The organism is Nocardiopsis sp. NPDC058789 (assembly GCF_042745575.1).
Lineage (GTDB): Bacteria > Actinomycetota > Actinomycetes > Streptosporangiales > Streptosporangiaceae > Nocardiopsis > Nocardiopsis eucommiae.
This window is the reverse complement of record NZ_JBHYOW010000002.1, coordinates 131,373-147,143: the sequence shown is the minus strand read 5'-3', so window position 1 is coordinate 147,143 and position 15,771 is coordinate 131,373. Positions and strand designations below refer to the sequence as shown.

The 15,771-nt window shown below is 74.2% G+C and carries 16 protein-coding genes; 11 read left to right on the top strand and 5 right to left on the bottom strand.

Translation table 11 applies throughout. The features are described from left to right. Positions 1-23: 23 nt before the first annotated feature. From ACFW3L_RS02835 to ACFW3L_RS02820, 4 genes are read right to left on the bottom strand one after another with little or no spacing between them, the layout of a single operon-like run. On the bottom strand, positions 24-632 hold the full coding sequence (locus tag ACFW3L_RS02835; RefSeq protein ID WP_378735640.1) for a hypothetical protein: 609 nt from the start codon (positions 630-632) through the stop codon (positions 24-26). Next, positions 629-1,252 carry a DUF6286 domain-containing protein gene (locus tag ACFW3L_RS02830; RefSeq protein WP_378735638.1) on the bottom strand — a complete coding sequence of 208 codons (624 nt, stop codon included), beginning with the start codon at positions 1,250-1,252 and terminating at the stop codon, positions 629-631. Before ACFW3L_RS02830 ends, ACFW3L_RS02835 begins: the two co-directional genes overlap by 4 nt. Then, the gene (locus tag ACFW3L_RS02825) at positions 1,246-1,437 is read right to left on the bottom strand and encodes a hypothetical protein (protein ID WP_378735636.1); all 192 of its coding nucleotides are present in this window, start codon (positions 1,435-1,437) and stop codon (positions 1,246-1,248) included. The genes ACFW3L_RS02830 and ACFW3L_RS02825 overlap by 7 nt, the downstream gene beginning before the upstream one ends. Before the next feature lie 38 nt (positions 1,438-1,475). After that, entirely contained in the window at positions 1,476-1,982 is a 507-nt protein-coding gene (locus ACFW3L_RS02820; RefSeq protein WP_378735634.1) for an Asp23/Gls24 family envelope stress response protein, read from the bottom strand. Between the two features lie 204 nt (positions 1,983-2,186). Here ACFW3L_RS02820 and ACFW3L_RS02815 point away from each other — a divergent pair, with 204 nt between their 5' ends. The 4 genes from ACFW3L_RS02815 to ACFW3L_RS02800 all read left to right on the top strand — a co-directional run bounded on the left by ACFW3L_RS02815 (position 2,187) and on the right by ACFW3L_RS02800 (position 4,689). Next, complete coding sequence (locus tag ACFW3L_RS02815) at positions 2,187-2,738, top strand: RNA polymerase sigma factor (RefSeq protein WP_378735632.1); 552 nt, start codon at positions 2,187-2,189, stop codon at positions 2,736-2,738. Next, entirely contained in the window at positions 2,729-3,295 is a 567-nt protein-coding gene (locus ACFW3L_RS02810) for a hypothetical protein (protein WP_378735630.1), read from the top strand. Before ACFW3L_RS02815 ends, ACFW3L_RS02810 begins: the two co-directional genes overlap by 10 nt. Before the next feature lie 153 nt (positions 3,296-3,448). Continuing rightward, entirely contained in the window at positions 3,449-4,027 is a 579-nt protein-coding gene (locus tag ACFW3L_RS02805) for a sigma-70 family RNA polymerase sigma factor (protein ID WP_378735628.1), read from the top strand. Further along, entirely contained in the window at positions 4,024-4,689 is a 666-nt protein-coding gene (locus ACFW3L_RS02800; protein WP_378735626.1) for a zf-HC2 domain-containing protein, read from the top strand. The genes ACFW3L_RS02805 and ACFW3L_RS02800 overlap by 4 nt, the downstream gene beginning before the upstream one ends. A gap of 115 nt (positions 4,690-4,804) precedes the next feature. Here the strand turns inward: ACFW3L_RS02800 and ACFW3L_RS02795 are convergent, their stop codons facing one another. Then, complete coding sequence (locus tag ACFW3L_RS02795) at positions 4,805-5,404, bottom strand: CHRD domain-containing protein (protein WP_378735624.1); 600 nt, start codon at positions 5,402-5,404, stop codon at positions 4,805-4,807. Positions 5,405-5,591: 187 nt separating this feature from the next. Between ACFW3L_RS02795 and ACFW3L_RS02790 the strand changes: the two genes are divergently transcribed. From ACFW3L_RS02790 to ACFW3L_RS02760, 7 genes are all read left to right on the top strand, one after another. Continuing rightward, positions 5,592-6,443, top strand: coding sequence for an ACT domain-containing protein (locus ACFW3L_RS02790; RefSeq protein WP_378735622.1), 852 nt, complete (start codon positions 5,592-5,594; stop codon positions 6,441-6,443). 146 nt (positions 6,444-6,589) lie between these two features. Continuing rightward, positions 6,590-7,837, top strand: a complete 1,248-nt coding sequence (locus ACFW3L_RS02785) for a hypothetical protein (RefSeq protein ID WP_378735620.1) — start codon at positions 6,590-6,592, stop codon at positions 7,835-7,837. Between the two features lie 66 nt (positions 7,838-7,903). After that, positions 7,904-8,659 (top strand): peptidoglycan-binding protein, encoded by a 756-nt coding sequence (locus ACFW3L_RS02780; protein ID WP_378735618.1) that lies wholly within the window; start codon positions 7,904-7,906, stop codon positions 8,657-8,659. A 57-nt stretch (positions 8,660-8,716) separates the two neighbouring features. Next, entirely contained in the window at positions 8,717-9,493 is a 777-nt protein-coding gene (locus ACFW3L_RS02775) for a hypothetical protein (RefSeq protein WP_378735615.1), read from the top strand. A gap of 404 nt (positions 9,494-9,897) precedes the next feature. Further along, the gene (locus tag ACFW3L_RS02770; protein ID WP_378735613.1) at positions 9,898-10,359 is read left to right on the top strand and encodes a hypothetical protein; all 462 of its coding nucleotides are present in this window, start codon (positions 9,898-9,900) and stop codon (positions 10,357-10,359) included. A gap of 314 nt (positions 10,360-10,673) precedes the next feature. Beyond that, complete coding sequence (locus ACFW3L_RS02765; RefSeq protein WP_378735611.1) at positions 10,674-13,535, top strand: DEAD/DEAH box helicase family protein; 2,862 nt, start codon at positions 10,674-10,676, stop codon at positions 13,533-13,535. Between the two features lie 415 nt (positions 13,536-13,950). Further along, the gene (locus ACFW3L_RS02760) at positions 13,951-15,639 is read left to right on the top strand and encodes a choice-of-anchor I family protein (protein WP_378735609.1); all 1,689 of its coding nucleotides are present in this window, start codon (positions 13,951-13,953) and stop codon (positions 15,637-15,639) included. Positions 15,640-15,771 lie beyond the last annotated feature (132 nt).

Sequence of the window (15,771 nt, the reverse complement as noted above, 5' to 3'; positions counted from 1 at the left end):
GCCCGCGCGCGTGCGCGGCGGGCTCAGGCGAGTTCGCGGTCGGACGGCTGCCCGGAGACCGAGACGCGCAGCACCGTGGGCAGCCGGTCCAGCCCCAGGGAGGCCCGCAGCCTGACGAGTCCGTCGTCGCGGCACCGCCGCCACACGGCGACGGGGTCGGCGTCCTCCGCCAGGACGAGGTCCAGACGCAGGCAGGGCTCGCGCGGCGACTCGGTCAGCTGGGCGCGCCCCCTGCGCACCCCCGGGTATCCGCCGACCTCCCTGGCCAGGGCGGAACAGGCGGCGCGGGCCGCGACGTCGGTGCGGCCCCGCTCCCCCTCGTCGAGGCGGAGCGAGGGCACCCGCGCGGTGCGCCCCTGCACGACCAGCCAGCGCAGGGCCAGCACCGCCACCACCACGGCCAGCCCGGCCGCCGCGTACGGGACCCACGGCGCGGACAGGTGCGGGGCGAGGAGTGCGCCCACGGATCCGAGGGTCTCCCCCGAGGCTCCCGGAGGGAGGAGGTCGAAGGGCCCGTACGCGAGCAGGGGGACGGTCGCCCCCACGGCCGTCAGCACCACGCCGACCAGGGCCAGCCCCTGCCGGTTCCCCCGGGCGGTCCGACGTGCGGCACGGTGCGGGTGGCGCCTCACCGGAGTCCCCCTTCCACCCGGCGGATCCTGGCGCGCACGCGTACCGGACGGACGGTGTCGAGAGCGTGCAGGCGGTCCCGGACCAGGCCCTCCACCCGCTCCCGGAGTCCGGTGTCGACCGGCGCGGGAGCGCGGACGGTGATCCGCACGGTGCGTCCCCGGACACGGGCGCGGGCACCGGTGACCCCGCCGACCTCACGGGCGGTGGTCTCGGCCAGCTGGCACAGCCCCCGCCGGGACAGGCCGACGACGAGGTCCTGGTCGTCGGTGCGCAGCACCATGTGGCTGCCCTGTCCCGGCACGAGCGCGGTGAGCAGCAGGAACAGACCGACGACGGCGGTGACCGCGGAGGCCACGAGCATCTCGGGGCCGTCCCAGTGGACTCCGGCGGCCGGCTCGGCGACCCGGTCCAGCGGGACGATCCGCAGCGGGCTGCCGACCAGTGTGGCGATCAGCTCGGCGGCGGCCACCCCCGCGACCAGCGCCGTGACGGCACTGACCAGGACGGCGGCGGTGGACCGCCGGGGCCGGAAGGTACGGACCGCGACGCGGCGGGCGGCACGCTCCCCGGCCCCGGAGGCGGGCGGGCGGGCCGGGTCGACCACCGTGGCGCTCACCATCGCGTGTCCTTGCCCGAGCGCTCGCGGGAGAAGAGCGGCGACAGGTCCGTCTCCCCCGCGTAGGCGCGTCCGGCCAGGAACCCGACCGCCCCGAGGAGCAGGACCAGGAGGAAGGCCCCGAACCCGCCGAAGTAGGCCACCAGGCCGAGGAACGACCCGTAGGCCAGTCCGACGATCGACCACATCGTTCGTGCTCCTTAACTGCTGTGAGAGGGGACGCGCGTCAGCGGACGCGCGGCTCGGACGGGGTCTCCGGGGCCTCGTCGTCGGGCAGGTGGATGTCGTCGACGGTCACGTTGACCTCGGTGACCTCCAGGCCGGTCATGCGCTCCACCCCGGCGATGACGTTGCGGCGGACCACCCCGGCGAGGTCCGGGATGGAGATCCCGTACTCGACCACCAGGTTGATGTCGACGGCGGCCTGGGTCTGGCCGACCTCGACGGAGACGCCGCGGGCGGCGGCGTTGGTGGAGGTGGAGCCGGGGATGCGCTCGCGGACGGCGTCGAAGGCCCGCGCCGCTCCCCCGCCCATCTGGTGGACGCCGCGCACCTCACGGGCGGCCATCCCCGCGATCTTGGCGACCACGTGGTCGGCGATGTCGGTGCGCCCGTGCTCGCCGGAGCGGGCGGGGCTCCGGTCGGTGCGCCCGGACGAAGTGGTGTCCAGGGCGGTCGGGGCGGGGGCCTCGTGGATGTCGGTGCGGGCGGTCGCGGGGTCCTTGGCTGCCATGGGGTGCTCCTGCGGATCGGTACGGACGTTCGACGCGGCCCTGCGTTCTTTCGGGCCGTCACATGGAGGACACGGGCGGAGGGCTCCGGCTCACGCACGTTTCTATGTGACCTGCACCACACTAGACATCGCGGCGTCCTTGCGTAAGGTGGTCACCTTCTGACCACAGGTAGTTGACCCGGCCTCGGGAGCTGGACCCCGCAGATGCACACGGACACCGCACTACCGGAGAGCGTGCTCGTGGAACGGGCACAGGACGGTGACGACCACGCCTTCGAGGCCCTGGTGCGCCGCCACCAGGACACCGTCTACCGCATCGCCCTGCGCACCCTCGGCGACGCCGCCGAGGCCAGGGACACCGCGCAGGAGGCCCTGATCACGGCCTGGCGCAGGCTGCCGGACCTGCGGGACCCGCAGGCGTTCCCCGCCTGGCTGCACCGGATGGTCGGCCGTCTCGCGCTGAACGCCCTGCGCGCCCGCCGCCCCGAGGACCCCGCCGAGGAGGACCACTCCGAGCTCAGGGAGCGCGGCGCGGGCCCCGTGGACCGGGCCCTGGCCACCGACCTGCACGAGGCCCTGCGCGCGGCGCTGGCCGGTCTGCCGCCCCCGCAGCGGATCTGCTGGGTCCTCCGGGAAATGGAAGGATTGGGTTATGAGGAGATAGCGGAGATCGTCGACACGACCCCGACCGCCGTACGCGGGCGCATCCACCGCGCGCGTACCCATCTCGTGGAGGCGCTCGAACCATGGCGGTAGAACCGTCCGACGACCACGAACGGCTGCCCTGCGGCACCTCCGCCGACACGCTCCTGGACCACCTCCGGGCGGGCACCGTCACCGACCACGAACGGACCTGCCCGCACTGCCGGGCCGCCGCCGAGGAGTTCCGGCCCCTGCTGTCGGCCCTGGGCGCGGCACTGGACGACGACCGTCAGGTCACCGCCCCGCCCGGGCTGCTCGACGACGTCATGAGCGTGGTGCGCGCCGAGGGCCGTTCCCGGAGCACGATCCGGCTGCCCCGCACCGGCGGGGACGGAGCCCCCGGCGACACGCGCGTCCGCCACTCGGCGGTCTCCGCGATGCTGCGGGCCCGCGTGGACCCGGCCGGGGGACTGCTCCTGGGCCGCTGCCGGATCGAGGAGACCTCGGAGGGGCTGGTCGTCGCCGCCACCGCCCGGGTCCTGACCGGCACCGTCATCCCCGAGGCCACCGCGTCGGCGCGCCGTGACATGAGCACCTTCGTCGAGGACCGCCTGGGCCTGCGGGTGGCGCGGATCGACATCGACGTCACCGACGTCATCGACCTTCCCTGAACCACCGCAGCCCGCCTCCGGCCGAGCCGGTCACCGAGCCCCCGTCGGGTCAACTCGGCCGAACCGTGAACGCCACGCGCCCGAGGGGAGTAGACACTCTTCCAACACACGGCTCGGGAGAGCTCCGGTGGTGAACAGGGACGGGGGGGACGGATGGCCCGTGTGCTTCGACGACGCCGTCGACGCGGGGCCGGTGCGGGTGCCCCCGCGCCGGATCTGCGCGACGAGGGCGGGCTCCAGGCGGCCTACGACGCACACGGGCCCGAGCTGTACCGGTTCGCCCTGCGCCAGCTCAGCGACGAGGTGGCGGCGCAGGACGTGGTCCAGGAGGTGTTCCTGCGCGCGTGGCGCGCGGCGGACCGCTTCGATCCGGAGCTCGCCAGCCTGCGGGTCTGGCTGTTCGCCATCGCCCGAAACGTCCTGGTGGACGAACTTCGTCGCGCCGCCAGGAGGCCCGTCCCCATGGCACCCAGCGGGAACGGGCGGCTCCCGGACCGCTCCACCGGGCGGAGCATCGACGAGCAGGTGATGCAATCCTGGCTCGTGGAGGAGGCGCTCCAACGGATCGGCCCCGAGCACCGGGCCGCCCTCGTGGAGACCTACCTGCGCGGCCGACCCTACGCCGAGGTCGCCGCCGAACAGGGCATTCCGGTCGGCACCCTGCGCAGCCGCCTCTTCTACGGGCTCAAGGCCCTGCGCGTGGTCATGGACGAGATGGGGGTGCGCGAATGAGCAGGGACTCCCACCGGGCGGTGCGTGACCTCCTGGGCGCCCACGCCCTGGACATGCTCGGCCCCGAGCAGCGCGCGGCGGTCTCCGCACACCTGGACGGCTGCGCGGACTGCCGTGCCGAACTCGACTTCGTCGCCCCGGCCGCCGCGCTCCTCCCCCTCGCCGACCCCGACCGCGCGTCCGAACCGCCCGCTCCCCCTCCCGAACTGGGAGAGCGCGTACTGGCGGGGGTGCGCGCCGAAGCCGCGCCGCGTGCCCGCGCCGGGAGGACCCGAGGGCTCGTGGCCGCCTGCGCCGTCGCCCTCCTCGTGGGAGTCGGCGCGGGGATGGCCGGCGGCCACGCGGTCTTCGCCCCGGACCCGGTCCCGCTGGAGAGCGTGGCCACCACCGTGTACGGCGGTGACGTGGACGCCGAGGCCGAACTGGTCCCGCACACGTGGGGTGTGGAGATCCGACTGTCCGGCACCGGGTTCGAGGCGGGGCGGACCTATCGGGCCACGCTCTTCGACGAGGAGGGCGCCGAGCATCCGGCGGGTGAGTTCGTGGGGGTGGGCCCCGACCCCATGGTGTGCAATCTCAACAGCGCGTTGCTCCGTGAGGACGCGGTGGGGTTCGAGATCACCGATGAGGACGGCGTTGCCGTGGTGAGCTCCTCGTTCTGAGGACGGCGCGGGGGCCGGGGCGGGAGAACGCCGCGGTGGCCCCGTCCCCCAGGCCACCGCGGCTCCCTCATCGCGACACCGTCACCGCGACTCCCTCACGGTGCGTCCGAGCGCTCTACCCGGGCCGGCCGTATCCGCGGTCCGCGTCCTTGAGCTGGCCTCGGATCGCACCGGCCGGGAAGTCGGCGGTGTGGGTGTCGGCGTAGAAGCTCGACGGGTCGTCCTCGATCTGGGCCACCGTGAAGCCCGCGCCGGTGTCGTTGCCGTCGTCGCCCTCCAGACCGGTGGTGAACGGCCCCCGCATGCAGCCGGAACTGCGCAGGCCTCCCCGGCCGTCCCTCTCGGGGTCCGGGAACGCCAGGCGCGGCGGGCCGAACTCGCCGTCGGCCGCCTGGTGGATGTGCGTGGCCGTCTTGGCGGGGCTCAGGTAGGGCGGAGTGACACCGAAGAACCTGATGTCGTAGCAGATGACGTCCTCGGCGCTGTTGAGCCGGAACCTGAAGGAGCCCCACGCGCCCTCCTCCCCGGGGACGGGGGCACCCTGGTTGTCGACCACCATGTCGGGGGTGGCCACGACCCGGAACTCGCTGGTGAACACCTCCGGCTCGGGGACCTCCTCACCGGCGTGCGCGGCCGTTCCCGGTGCCGCCGCCAGGAGCCCGGCGACCGCCGCCGCGAGAGCTCCGGTCGTGATCCGCCTCGTTGCTGTCCTCATGCTTGGGAATCCCCCTGTCGCCGCCCGCGAGCCCTTCGCGGACCCAGGTGAATACGTCCGCCCCCTCCCTTCCGTTCACCCGGAGTCACCAAGCCTGCACAAAATCGTGACTGAGGTCACGCTCCGTCGTTACCGGGAGGACACAGAACGAAGGACGGGCGCAACCTGGGCCTGCGACCTTCGGTGCATGGACGCTTTCAGTGGCAGCCATGCGAACGACGACCGTCACGGATTCCTCGGCCGTGAGGTGCTGGAGTTGGGGACCCTGCTGTTCGCGGCCGGGGCGGCCCACCTGCTGGTGGTCTCCCTGGGGCACAGCGACAGCGGGGTCCGGGCCCTGATCGTGCTGGGGTCCCTTCTCCTCGCCTTCTCCGCCCTGCACCGCTGGCGCAGGCACCGCCGCCGGTCACCCGTGAACACGACCACGGCACCTTTCCCCGACCGCACCCGTTCCCCCGTCGAGGACCGGCTCTGGAGCGTGCGGGTCACCGTCGCCGACGTGCCGGGCGGACTCGCCGCCCTCACGGGCCGGTTCGCGGCGCTCGGGGTCGACATCCGCCTCATGCAGGTCCACCCCGACGGCACCGACGCCGTCGACGAGTTCTTCGTGACCGTGCCCCCGAACGTGGACGAGGCGGACCTGCGCCGCGCCGTGCGGGACGCCGGGGGCCGTCGCGCCGTGGTGCGCACCGCCGACGTCCACGAGCTCAGCGACACCACGAGCCGCACCCTCACCCTGGTGGACGCGCTGGTCACCGGCGCGACCACGCTCGAACGCTGCCTGATCGCCCTCGCCGCCGCCCACGAGGTCCGCCACGTGGGGCCACGGCAGATCCAGCGGAGCGTGGAGGGCGCGGGACCGGGAACGTCCGGGCCACGGGAGGAACTGTCCGGCACCGTCATGACCCTGCCCGCGCCCGGCGGTGGCTCCCTGACCGTGCACCGTGCGGGGCTGCCCTTCACTCCGGTAGAGTTCGCCCGCTGCCGAGCCCTGGCCCAGGTGGCCCGTTCCCTGGCGGAGGCACCGCTGGGTCGGTGACCGCACCACCGCCGACGGCACGGGTGCCCGCACCGACCGGGCGGGGACCCTGGACGCTGTCCGCGCGCCGACATGGTCGGCGGGGCCGGGTGCCGGACCACCACGGGTCCCGAACGGGGCCCGTACCCGGAGCGAAGGGCACCACCATGACATCGGCACTCCCCGGCGCCTGGAAGCTGCTGGAGGCGGGGGACGCCCCGGCCGCCGTGAGCTCCTTGCGGCACGCCTCGGACGACCTGCCGCTCGCGGACCTGGCCGCGTTCGCCTCAGCGGTCGCCGGGGCCCTGGGCCTCGACGACCTCTCGACCGCCGCCGGGGCGCTGAGGGCCGATCCCGACAGCGCCCAGGCCTGCTACGACTTCGGGTTCGAGTGCCTGGAGGTCGGCGCCCCGCACCTCGCGGTCCCGGCCCTGCGCGCGGCGCGTCGGCTCGCCCCGACCGCCGCCCCCGCCCTGTGGGAGCTGGTCTCGGCCCTGGAGGACCAGGAACGGCACGCCGACGCGGTCCGTGAGCTGCGCGCCTGGGAGGACGGCCTGCCGGACTGGCCGGGCGGCTACCTGCTCGCGTACAACTCCCTGTGCTCCGGGGACGTGGACACCGCGCGGGAGGTCCTCGACCGCCTGTCCACCCCCGAGGACGACGGCTGGGACCTCGCCCACGACCGTGTCACCCGCATGGTGGAGCGCGCCGGTGCGGCCAGGGCGGCGGGGCCCCTGGACGGCCGTGACCTGCGCGGCTGGCAGTTCGCGCTGACCGGGGCGCTGCTCGGGCAGATCTCCCCGTTCGGGTTCGACGAGGGGATGAACGGCCGCTACGCCCACCTGGGCGACTCCTACGAGGCGTGCCGGAGCGGGCTCCGCGACCTCACCACGGTGCTGGAGGCCACGGGAAGCCGACCGGACGCGGTCATGCCGCTCCCGGACCGCTCCAGCCGCGTCCTCGGCCTGGCCGCCGCCCGCGTGCTGGGCCTGCCCGTGGTCCCGGTGGACCCGGAGCGCTCGGACGCCCTGGTGGTCGCCTACGACCTCAACGACACGGAGCCGGACCTCGTGCGTGATCTGGTGCCCCGGGCCCCCGGACAGGTCCTCTTCGAGCACGCCTCCTGCTGGACCTCCCCGCCCGGGGTCACCGCCGACGTGGTCTCCGTGCTCCACCAGAACGTCGCGTCACCGTGGGGCGAGCACCTCCGGGTGGTGGACGACGAGGTGGAGCGCGTCCCCGCCGACGCGTCCCCCGAGGAGGAACTGGCCGAACGCGTCGTCGCGGCCGGTGCCGAGGACCCGGCGGACCCCGCCCTGCCGACCTTCGCCGGGGCCGTCGCGGGCCTCTGGGCCCGGGGGCCGCGCCTGCCCGTCTCCACCTCCGGCCCCGTGCGCAGCTCACGCTTCGAGTGACCCTCCGCACGAACGACCGCCGCCCCGATTCCGGGACGTCGGCTGACTTGTGGGTAAATGGAACCTATGGTTTCCCCCCGATCACACTTCGCAAGGAAGACCCTCCGCACTACGACCCTCACCCTCGGGGCGGCCTGCGCCCTGGCGGTGGGCTCGGCGCTGCTGGCCACACCGGCGCACGCCGTCCAGGCGGCCCCCGCCCCGGCGTCCTCCCCCGTGGGAGTGACCTCGGACCTGCGCACGGGTGACTCCGGCGCCCAGGTGAACGCCCTCCAGGAAAGACTGTCCGAGCTCGGCTACTGGATCGACGGTGTGGACGGCGAGTTCGGCCCGCACACCGAGCAGGCCGTGATCGCCCTCCAGAAGGCCGCCGGAATCGACCGCGACGGGATCGTCGGCCCCGCCACCCGCACCGCACTCGACGAGGGCACGGTGCCCTCGGCCACGAGCTCGGGCACGGCGGTGGAGATCGACCTCGAACGCCAGTTGCTGCTGGTGGTCGTCGACGGCGCGGTCGAGAAGGTCATCCACACGTCCACCGGCTCCGGTCAGCCCTACGAGGGCTCGGACGGCTCCGAGCGGATCGCCACCACGCCGACGGGCGAGTACTCGGTCTTCCGTGACGTGGACGCCTGGGACCCGGGTCCGTACGGGGCCCTCTACCGTCCCAAGTACTTCAACGGCGGCATCGCCGTGCACGGGTACCCCAGCGTCCCGGCCCAGCCCGCCTCCAAGGGGTGCGCCCGCGTGAGCCTCGCCGCCATGGACTGGCTGTGGGAGCAGGGCCACATGGACGTCTACTCCACCGTGGTCGTGCGCTGACCGATCCCCGCCCCCTCCGCCCGTGTCGGCTCGCCCGTCGCGGGTAGGAGGGGGCTCGTGCCCTTCCGCATCGCCACCGCCCCGGGACTCCCCGACCGTCCGAACGAGGACTTCGCCGCCGCGACCGCCACGGTCGCGGTGCTGCTCGACGGGGTGAGCGCCCCCACCGACCTGGACGACGGATGCTCGCACGGGGTCGCCTGGCACACCCGGCGCCTGGGGTCGCTGCTGCTCGCCGGACTGGACGGGGGCGCCGCCCCGCGCGAGGCCCTGTCCGAGGCGATCACCACCGTGTCGTCCCTGCACGAGGGGACCTGCGACCTCGGCGTCCAGCAGACGCCCTCGGCCACGGTGGTGGCGGTCCGGATCGGGGCCGACCACCTGGAGTACCTCGTGCTGTCCGACTCCGTGCTGCTCGCCGAGGGCGACGGCGGGGTCCGCTTGGTCGCGGACACCACGCTGGACGACCTCCGTCCCCGGGTCGCCCCGGGGACGCGTGTCCGCGATTGGCGCAACGTCCCGGGCGGGTTCTGGACGGCGGGCGCCGACCCCCGCGCCGCGGAGGAGGCCGTGGTCGGAACGGCTCCTCTGGGCCCCTTCGTCGCGATGACCGACGGCGCGAGCCGGGCCGTGGAGGTGTTCGGGGACCTCTCCTGGGAGGGCGCGTTCGCGCTGGTCCGGCACCGGGGGCCCGAGGCCCTGGTGCGCCGGGTCCGTGAGTTGGAGGCGGCTGATCCCTCCCGCCGTCGGTTCCCTCGGGGCAAGGTGCGGGACGACGCCACCGCCCTCTGGTGGGCCCCTGAGTCTCTTCAGATTACGGACACCCAAAAATAAGGGGTTTCGGACGCCGAATCTGGTGAAAAGGAAAGATCATTTTCGAGTGGAGCCCAAGTGAACTGGGATAAGAATGTTCCCGGCATTGCTGACGTTTTCATTGGGACCAGCGATGACCGGAAATCCGTTTTCTGAGAGAACTTCCCAACCGAACACGGCGCCACGGGGCCGTCACCTCGAAAAAGAGACGTACGCCTCGCATGGACGCGGACACCAGGCGCTTTCGCGTTTCGCCTTCTTCGGGTAGATTCCCTGCAACCGGCCGGTCAGCGTTCCCGCCACGACGCTCCCTCTCAGACGGTCGGCTCTCTCAGATCCCCCCTTGTCCGTGCCCGTGACCCACGGGCACTGGAGAGTCTTTCCATGACACAGGCCGTCGTCTCGACCGCCGAAAAGGAGACCGTGTGAGTGTCCCGGGCCTCCTCGAACCGACCGGACCCAACCGCACACCACACCTGGCCGGTTGGCTGGACCACGCCCCCTCCGAAACCATGAGCCTCCCCGTCGATCCCGTCGAGAGCGTGCGCCCCGAGCCGGTGCGCCCCAACCCCATGGACGCGCGGACCCCCGCCGAGTTCCTCCTCACCATGCGCCGCTACCTGTCCTGGGCGGGCGGCTGGTCGTACCTGGAACTGGAGTACAAGTGCGGAGGCGTGGTCAGCGCCGCCAAGTTCCAGCGTGCGCTGGAGGGCTCCGACCTGCCCGGGTACGTGTTCCTGATGGCCTTCGTCACCGCCTGCGTGGGCACCGACGAGGGTGAGCGACTCCGCTGGGCCACCTCCTGGCACCGCCTGCGCCGCGCGGCCCGCGCGGAGGAGGACGCCCGCGCGAGCGTCCCGAGACAGGACGAACAGCCCCAGCACTGACCGGCCGGAGCGGTCCGGTCCCGGTGCCCCGGCCCGGCCGCGTTCCGGGCCGGGGCTCCCGCCTGCGCGTCCGGACCGGTGACATCCGCGCCGCGCGCCCCTCGCGAGCCATCCCGTGCGGTCCGCACGGGCCGTCACCGCGCGCGTGCGCGCCCCGGCACGCGCTCGGACGGTGAGGGGCAAAGGGTCGCGGTGGCCCGGGCCCTCATCACCGGTCCCCGGGCACCCCGTCACGCTCCGGCCGCCACGGACCCCCATCGCCCACCCCCGACACCGGTACCGGCACACCGGACCGCCGTGGCTAGGCTGGGGGGATGTCGGAGACCGGGGCGCGGCCCGAGGGCGGGCCACCGCCGGACACGGCACCGCTGAGCGGCGCCGCCTGGCCCGGTGATCTGCGCCCCTACCAGTGCGAGGCCCTCGCGGAGGTGGACCGGCGCTGGGCGGACGGGGCCCGGCGGACCTGGATCGTGCTCCCGCCCGGCTCCGGGAAGACCCTCGTCGGGCTGGAAGCCGCCCGCCGTCTGGGCCGCCGCACCGTGGTCCTGGTCCCCAACACCGCCATCCAGGGGCAGTGGATCCGGCACTGGGAGGGGTTCACCCGGCCCGAGGGACGCACCGCCGGGAGCGGCCGGGACCTCGGGCACGCCGTCAACGTGCTCACCTACCAGTCGCTGGCCGTCTTCGACCCGGACGCCGAGACCGACGAGGAGGGGCGTTCGGCCACCCCGGTCCGCGACCGGCTGCACGCCAACGGACGGGCCCTGGTGGACGCGCTGCACGACGCGGGTCCGCTCACGCTCCTGCTGGACGAGTGCCACCACCTCCTCCAGGTGTGGGGACGCCTGCTCTCCGAGATCCTCGACGAACTCCCCGACACCCGCGTGGTCGGGCTCACCGGAACCCCCGCCGCGAGCCTCACCGCGACGGAGCGGGACCTCGTCGACCGGCTCTTCGGCCCGCCCGTGACCGGGGCGTCCATCCCCGCTCTGGTCCGGGACGGATACCTCGCCCCGTTCGCCGAGCTCGTGCACGTCACCGGACCCACCCTGACCGAACACGAGTACCTGGCCGGGCAGGCGGAACGGTTCGAGGAGATGTGCACGGACCTGCTCGCCCCCGGGTTCGCCACCACCGACTTCCTGCCCTGGCTGGACGCGCGCTTCGTCTCCCGGGAGACCCGGGAGGGCGGCCGGGTCGGGTGGGGTGACCTGGCTGTGCGGGAGCCCGAGCTCACCGACGCGGTGCTGCGCCTGCACCACCGGGGGCTGGTGGCGCTGCCCGAGGGGGCGAGGGTCCACGAACGGCACCGGCACCCTCCCCGGGCGGAGGACTGGACGGCGCTGATCGGTGACTACGCCGGGAACTGCCTGTCCCCGGACTCCGACCGGGAGGCCCGTGAGCGGATCCGCGCCGCCCTGCCGTCCGTGGGCCACCACCTCACGCGCGACGGTGTCCGTCGCGGCACCTCCCCGGTGGACCGGGTCCTGGCCCGCAGCGCCGCGAAGTCGCTGGCCACGGTGGAGATCCTCGCCGCCGAGAAGGACGCCGTGGGCCCACGGCTGCGGGCACTGGTCCTGTGCGACCACGAACGCGCGTCCGCCCGCGCCCCCGCCGCGCTCCGGGGCGTGCTTCCCGACGACGCCGGGTCGGCCTGGCTCCAGGTGAGCCAGCTCGCCGCCGATCCGCGCACCTCGGCGCTGGATCCGGTCCTGGTCACCGGCCGCACCGTCGCGACCGGGCCCCGCACCGGCGCGGCGCTCCTGGAGTTCGCCCGGGCGGAGCTGCCCGGGGTGGAGCTGGCCCTCCGCGAGGTCGACGGCCTGCACTCCGTCGAGGGGGCCTGGACCTCACGCTCCTGGGTGGGCGTGGTGACGCGGTTCCTGGAGTCCGGCGGCGCCCAGGTGCTGGTGGGGACACGGGCGCTGCTGGGTGAGGGATGGGACGCACGCGGTGTGAACACCGTGGTGGACCTGACCACCGCCACCACCCCCACCTCGGTGGTGCAGAGTCGGGGGCGGGCGCTGCGGCTCGACCCGGAGTGGCCGGAGAAGGTGGCGCACACCTGGTCGGTGGTGTGCGTGAGCCACGAGCACCCGCGCGGCGCGGCCGACTGGAGCCGGTTCGTGCGCAAGCACGAGGGGTATCTCGGTGTGGGCGCCGACGGCGAGGTGATGAGCGGGGTCGCGCACATGGACCCGGAGCTCTCCCCGTACGAACCGCCCGAGGACCCGGTGCGGGTCAACCGCCGGATGGCCGGACGCGCGGCCGACCGCGAGGGCACGCGGGCGCGGTGGCGTCTGGGCTCGGGCTACGCGGACCTGGTGCTGCCCACGCTCCGGGTGCACGCGGGGCGGGCGGTACCGGCGGATGTGCCGGAGGCGGGCCTGGACCTGGCACCTCCCGAGCCGCCCGAGGTGCTGGTGGGGGACCAGGTGATCCGACCGGAGCCGGTCGACGCACCGCCCGCCCGACGCCTGGCACCCACCCTCGTCGCGGGGACGATCGCCGCGCTCTGCCTGGCGTTCGCCTCCTTCGGGCCCGGGTCCCACGGCCCCGCGCCGCTCGCGGTGGCCGCCGGGTTCGGTCTCGCGGCCCTGGTCCACTGGTGGCGCGACGCCCGCCGGGTGCGCGGGGAGACCCTGCGCAGGCGGCGGGAGGCCGCTCGCGTCCGCGCGGCGGCCCGTGAGCCGGTGGGGACCGCGCGGTACGCGTGCGCGGTGGCCGACGCGCTGCGCCGGGCGGGCCGCTCGGCCACCGGCGCCGAGGGGGTCCGCGTCCACGTGGACACCGACGGCGTGTACCGGTTCACGCTCACCGACCCGGGTTCGGCGGAGCTGTTCGCGGAGTCACTGGACGAGGTCCTGGGGCCGTTGGTGGGCGACCCTCGCTACCTGATCCCCCGGTACGTCCCCAGCGACCGGGAGGGGGGCGGAAGCGGTGCGGGTTCCGGGGTGACACCGACGGACGCTACCGTGCCGGTGTTCCACGCGGTGCCCTCCGTCCTGGCCCGCAACCGGAAGGGCGCGCTCGCGTTCGAGCGGGCCTGGCGTCGGTGGGTGTCCCTGGGCTCGGTGGTGCACACCCGCTCCGAGGAGGGGCGGGTCCTGCTCGCCGCCCACGTCGGCACCTCTCCGCTGGAGGTGACCACGGCCCGCCGCCTCACCTGGGAGTGACACCGGCGGCGCGGGTGAGCGGGCCGACGGTTCTCCCCGGGCTCAGGGGGCTGGGACCGCCCGGCCACGCACCCCCGACGGTTCTCCCCGGGCTCAGGGGGCTGGGACCGCCCGGCCACGCAGCCCCGACGGTCCCCCCTGAGACGACCACGGCCCGCCGCCCGACCTGGGCGTGGGACGACAGGTGGAGCGCGGGGGCGCCCATCTCACGGTCCGCACGGGGCCGGGGACGGTGGTCGGCGCGGCGCCGGAGCGCGTTCCGGGAGGCGACCGTCCGTTCACCCTCTGACCTGCGACGGGAACGCTTGGTATCGGGGCCGCCCCTTCACCCGGAGGTCACCGGAAGTTGGGGCCCCCCTCGTCCCGGGATGGTTGGCTTCGCCTGTTCCCCCACCCGCGAACCCCAGGAACCCCCATGCGCAGATCCCTCACCGTCTCGGCCGCCCTGGCCCTCGGCCTCACCCTGGCCGCCCCCGTCCACGCCGACGAGGCGACCTCGTACGGTGCTCCCGAGGCGACCGGGGCCGTCGAGCTGTCCGCCCTGGGCACCTACCACGCCGACGTCTTCGACGCCTCGGGCGCGGAGATCGTCGCCCACGACCCGCGCACCCAGCGCCTGTTCGTGGTCAACGCGGCCGCCGCCGTGGTGGAGGTCCTGGACGTGTCCGACCCCGAGCGGCCCGAGAAGCTCTTCGACCTGGAGACCGCGGGTGTCCGGGCGGCGGACGGGTCCGTGGTGGAGCGGGGCGGGGCCGCCAACTCCGTGGCGGTGCACGGGAACGTGGTGGCCGTGGCCGTGGAGGCCGCCGACCGCACCGACGACGGATGGGTGGTCCTCTTCGACACCGGCGGCAGGGCCGTGAACGCCCTGCGGGTCGGCGCGCTGCCGGACATGCTGACCTTCACCCCCGAGGGCCGCACCCTGCTCGTCGCCAACGAGGGCGAGCCGAACGACGACGTCACGGTCGACCCCGAGGGCTCCGTGAGCGTGATCCCGGTGAACCGCAGGCCCGCCGCGCTCACCCAGGACAACGTGCGCACCGCCGACTTCCGTGCCTGGGACGAGGGCCGCGAGCTCCACCCGGACGTGCGCGTGTACGGCCCGGACCTGTCCACCGGCGAGGCCGGGACGCCCGGGCGGGTGGCGCGCGACCTGGAGCCCGAGTACATCGTGGCGGACACCAACCACAGCGCCCACGTGGTGCTCCAGGAGGCCAACGCCTTCGCCGTCCTTGACCTGCGTCGGGCGGAGTTCACCGACATCGTCCCCTTCGGCACCAAGGACCACATGGAGCCCGGGAACGAGCTGGACGTGTCCGACCGCGACGGCGCGATCACCCTCGCGAACTGGCCGGTCCGGGGCATGTACCAGCCCGACGGCTTCGACAGCTACCGGTGGCGCGGGCAGACCCTGCTGGTCACCGCCAACGAGGGCGACGCCCGCGACTGGGACGGCTACTCGGAGGAGACCCGCCTCAAGGACCTGGAACTGTGCGAGGACGCCCCGGGCGTCCGGGAGTTCCTGGAGGACAACGACCGGGGGATCGGGACCGTCGAGGAGCTGACCGCCGACCACAACCTGGGACGGCTCTCGGTCAGCACCGCCGAGGGGCTGAGCGAGGACGGTTCCTGCCACGAGGAGATCCGCTCGTTCGGCGGGCGGTCCTTCTCGATCTTCGGCGCTGACGGCGAGCAGCTGTTCGACTCCGGTTCCGACTTCGAGCGGATCACCGCCGAGGCCGCGCCGGAGTTCTTCAACTCCAACCACCGCGAGAACACCTTCGACGGCCGCAGCGACGACAAGGGCCCCGAGCCCGAGGGGGTCGTGCTGGGCGAGGTGCGGGGCCGCACCTACGCGTTCGTGGGCCTGGAGCGCGTGGGCGGGGTGATGGTCTACGACGTCACGGACCCGCGCGCCGTGACCTTCGCCCAGTACCTCAACAACCGCGACTTCGCCGAGGACCCGGCCGGCCGCGAGGCCGGTGACCTGGGCGCGGAGGGTCTGACCTTCATCAGCGCCGGTGACTCCCCGATCCCCGGGACCCCGGTGCTGGCCGTGGCCAACGAGGTCTCCGGCACGACCACGCTGTTCCGGATCGACTAGGGGTCAACAGGGGGACGTCGTCGGGGGGGGGGGGGGGGGGGGCCCCCCCCCCCCGCGGCCCCGCGGGGTGGGGGGGGCTGAGTTTTTGGCGCCCACACGGGTTGAAGGGGGGGGGGCTGCGGGGGGTGGTGG